Source organism: uncultured Campylobacter sp. (assembly GCF_938018145.1).
GTDB lineage: Bacteria > Campylobacterota > Campylobacteria > Campylobacterales > Campylobacteraceae > Campylobacter_A.
On the sequence record NZ_CALIII010000329.1, the window covers coordinates 1 to 4,153 of the forward strand.

Here is a 4,153-nt window from a genome sequence, read left to right on the forward strand (position 1 = left end):
ATGCCGTTTTTGCCGCGTCTTTAGAATTTATTACTCCAACTATCGCACACATTTTTATCCTTTTTTAGGGGCGTTATCTTTTTGCCTTATGCTTCGTTAAAATTTAAATTTCAAGCTCGGCAGACTTCGTGTCTAGCCTACGCTTAAAATTTAAATTTCGCCTCGCCTAAGTCAAAAATATCGCCGCCGATTTTCCACAATTTTAAAAAATATCAAAATTTAACATAAAAAAATAAGGCGAAATATCGCGAAACGAATTTGAAAGTTGCGCAGAAAATTTGGGCGAGGCTAGACGCTCGGTCTACCGCAAGCCCGAATTTTCAAGCTCTTTCAAAGGCGCTCGCGAGATAAGCTGCTTATTATCATAGCCCCAGGCAATCATCTATCCCGTACAGCCCGCTCTCTCGCCCCGCCACCCAAATAGCCGCCTTTATCGCGCCTTTGGCAAAGGTCGCGCGGCTAGTTGCGGTGTGGTTTAACTCGATAAACTCGCCCTCGTTGTAAAATCCGACCGTATGCCTGCCCACGACGTCGCCGCCTCGCACGGCTAGGATCGCGATCTCGTCCTTGCTACGAGCTCCGACCATGCCGTCTCTGCCTGTTACTAAAACGTCTTTTAAATTTAACCCTCTAGCCGCCGCTACGCGCTCGCCCAAAGTTAGCGCCGTGCCGCTTGGGGCGTCTTTTTTGTGTCTGTGGTGTTGCTCGACGATCTCGGCGTCAAATTCGCACAAGGCTTTTGACGCAAGCGCTGCCAATCGGTTTAAAACCGCGACGCCAAGGCTCATGTTGGTAGCGTAAAGTATCGGCATCGCCGCGCTTGCTAGCTTTAGCAGGTTTGCGCCGTCCTCGCCAAGACCCGTAGTGCCTATGACTAGCGGTTTTGGGTCGGTGCGAGCGTAGTTTAGCAGGTTTATCGCGCCATCCTTGATCGTAAAGTCGATAACGACGTCGCAGTTTGCAAAAAGCTCGTCAAATTTATCCGTGAGGATGACGCCGTCAGGCAACGCAAAATCAAGCGGCTCTATCGTATAAGCCGCGCTAAGTTTCGCGTTTGGCTCGTTTTTTAGGCACTCGATGATCATGCGTCCCATTTTGCCGCTTGCGCCGTGGATTCCTATTTTTACCAAAATTTATCCTTTAAAATTTGGGCTAAATTTAGCATAAATTTTATAAAAAATAAATTTAGCACGGCCGCCGACTTCGCTACGCGCGGGCAAAAATATTAAAAATCGCGCTATATAATCGGCTTTTTAAATTTAAAGGACGACGATGAGGAAAATTTTATTTTTATTTCTGGCTGTTTTTGCGGCGAGCGTTTTGGCTAAACAAGCGCCGGTCACGCAGGCGGCTAAAATACGGCAAGCGGACGCAAATTTGAGCGCGTCAAATTTGACGGCGAAAGATAAAACCGCGCAAAAGCTAAATTTGACCCAGGATGCTGCTATCATCAGCGGCGAGCTAGCAAACGGGCTAAAATACTACGTCAAGGAAAACAAGCAGCCCGCAAATTCGGCATATTTTTATCTAGTCGTAAACATCGGCTCGACCGACGAGCGCGAAAACGAGCTGGGGCTGGCGCACTTTACCGAGCACATGGCGTTTAACGGCAGCCGCGAGTTTAGCAAAAACGAGCTGGTTAAAAAGCTAGAGAGCCTAGGAGTGGCCTTTGGCGCGGATCTAAACGCGCAGACTAGCTACGATCAGACGGGCTATCTGCTAGAAATCCACGTAAACGAGCAAAATTTAAAGGACGTTTTTCGCGTTTTTCGCGACTGGATCGACGGCGTGAGCTTTGACGCGGCCGAGCTAGATAAAGAGCGGGGCATCATCGTCGAGGAGGAGCGCGCTAGAAACACGCCCGCGTATAGATTTTACATCAAAAATCGCGTGCCAGAGCTCTACGGCGATAGCATCTACGCCAAAAGGTCGCCCATCGGCGATATGAATATCGTAAAAAACGTCGACGTAGCGACTATAAAGGGCTTTTACGAGAGGACGTATCAGCCTAGATTTATGAAATTTATCGCCGTCGGCGACTTTGATAAAAAGCGCATCGAGGAGATGATAAAGCAAAGCTTTAGCTCGGCTAAAAATACGAACGACTACGCGAGCCCTGATAAAACTATCCCTATAAAAAGCGGCTTTAGCGTAAACAACTACGACTCTGCCGAGATCGGGCTAAACTCGCTAAATTTGATCTTTACGCAAAAGTACAAATTTGACGGCGAGATCCAAAGGCTCAGGCAAAATTTGCTCGCAAACTACATCTCAGACCTAGTCGCGATGATATACGAGCAGCGAAATTTGGCCCTGCGAGGGCGATTTTACTCGCCGATCATCGAGGATCAAAACGTGCTTTACGCCTTTGAGATAAACGCCGTGGATGATGATTTTAGCGGCGCGCTTAGCGATCTGGCGGGCGTTTTAAAGGGCGTGCAGAAATTTGGCTTTAGCCAGGCTGACTTTGAAAGCGCGAAAAAAGATTTTATAAACTCGGCTAAAAATGCCTATTTGCAAGCGGGCAACAAGCGCTCGAGCGCGGTCGCGGCAAATATCGAGGAGACGACGAGGATCGGTGGCATGCTGCTAGGCGAAAAAGACCTGCGCGACGTTACTTTGGCGCTGCTTGATGAGATCAGCCTAGATGACGTAAACGCCGAATTTAGGCGGATACTGGGCATAAACGCAAAAACTTTAAACGTAATTAGCGCCAAAGGGGCGAAGCTAAACGAGGCTAAATTTGATCAAATTTGGGCGGAAGCAAAGCCATACGATACGCTAGCCGCAAATCAGGTAAAGAGCGAGCTTTTCGACTACGGCGCGCTAAAGCCTAAAAATTTCGTCTCCAAAAAGCATAACGAGAAGCTTGATTTTTACCTTTACGAGCTGCCAAACGGCGCGCGCGTCGCATTTAAGGAGGTAAAAACCAAAAAAGACGTCGTCTGGCTAAGCGCGGTTAGTCGCGGCGGCACGTCAAATTTGGCCAAACCAAAGCAGGGCGCGCTAGCGGTAGAGGTCTCAAACGAGAGCGGGGCGGGGGAGTTTAGCAACTACGATCTGGCTAAAATCCTAAGCGGCAAGCAGCTAAGCTATAGCAAATTTATCGATCAGCTTTCGCAAGGATACAGCGCAAGCTCGGCTAGCGCGGACTTCGAGTGGCTTTTGCGCGCGCTGTTTTTGGAGTTTAGCGAGCCTAGATTTGACGAAAATGCGCTAAAAAAGACAAAAATCAACGAGCTTGAAAAGCTGGAAAAAACCAAAAATCTGCCCGAGCGCAAATTTCGCGACGAATTTGCGAGATTTTTCTACGAAAATAACCCGCGAACAAACCCGCTCGAGGCCGCGGACATAAACGAGCTGCAGATGGAGGACGTAAAAAAGATAGTGAAGGATAAATTTACCAACGCGGCTTCGTATGATTTTATCGTGGTCGGCGATCTAAATTTGACCGCAGCCGAGCCGCTTTTGCAAAAATATCTGGCAAATTTACCAGCGCGCACGGAACGCGAAAATTTCGTCGATGACGGCGTAAGGACGATCGCGGGCGAGCGGGAGTTTAAGCGAAGCTACCAAACCACGCAGCGAAGCGACGCCGCGATGATAATGAAAAACGAAAACGTGAAGTATTCGCGCCCAGAGTTACTGCGTGTAAACGCCCTATCTGCGGTGCTTTCGATGATGCTGCGCGAGGACGTGCGCGAGGACCGCGGGCAGGTCTACGGCCTGGGCGTGCATATGAATCTCGCAAAATACCCGTACGAAAGCTTCACCGCGCATTTTGGCTTTACGGCGGCGCCTGATAACGTAAACGCCGTGCTGGGCGAGATAAAATCAAACGTCGCCGAGCTAAAAGGCGGCGCGGACATCCGGCGCTATCTGCAAAATTTCAAAAAATCAGCGCTCGTAAAAATGCGCCAATCCTACGTTCAGGGCGAGTTTTGGACGCGCGCGGTCATGCGCGAGCTGGTTTTTGGCGATGAGGTTTTGAGCCTGGACGAGTACGAAAAGGCGGTAAATGCGCTCACTGAGCAAGACGTGAAAGACGCGGCAAAGCTCTACCTGGACGAGAAAAACGTCGTGATAAGCGTGAATAATCCCGCTTCGGCGAAGTAAATTTAAGCCTCGGCGGCAAATTTGATTTGCTGCCCGG

At 49.3% G+C, this 4,153-nt stretch carries 2 protein-coding genes; one reads left to right on the forward strand and one right to left on the reverse strand.

Features of this window, described 5'->3' with window-relative positions; all coding sequences use genetic code 11:
- Nucleotides 1-362: 362 nt before the first annotated feature.
- The gene (gene dapB / locus Q0338_RS07620) at nt 363-1,130 is read right to left on the reverse strand and encodes a 4-hydroxy-tetrahydrodipicolinate reductase (RefSeq protein WP_298086229.1); all 768 of its coding nucleotides are present in this window, start codon (nt 1,128-1,130) and stop codon (nt 363-365) included.
- A gap of 142 nt (nt 1,131-1,272) precedes the next feature.
- Between dapB and Q0338_RS07625 the strand changes: the two genes are divergently transcribed.
- Entirely contained in the window at nt 1,273-4,116 is a 2,844-nt protein-coding gene (locus tag Q0338_RS07625) for a M16 family metallopeptidase (RefSeq protein WP_298086230.1), read from the forward strand.
- The last annotated feature ends 37 nt before the right edge of the window (nt 4,117-4,153 follow it).

Excerpts from the sequence above, each read along its gene's own strand:
- Q0338_RS07625 (WP_298086230.1), top strand. The coding sequence starts at position 1,273 with ATGAGGAAAATTTTATTTTTATTTCTGGCTGTTTTTGCGGCGAGCGTT.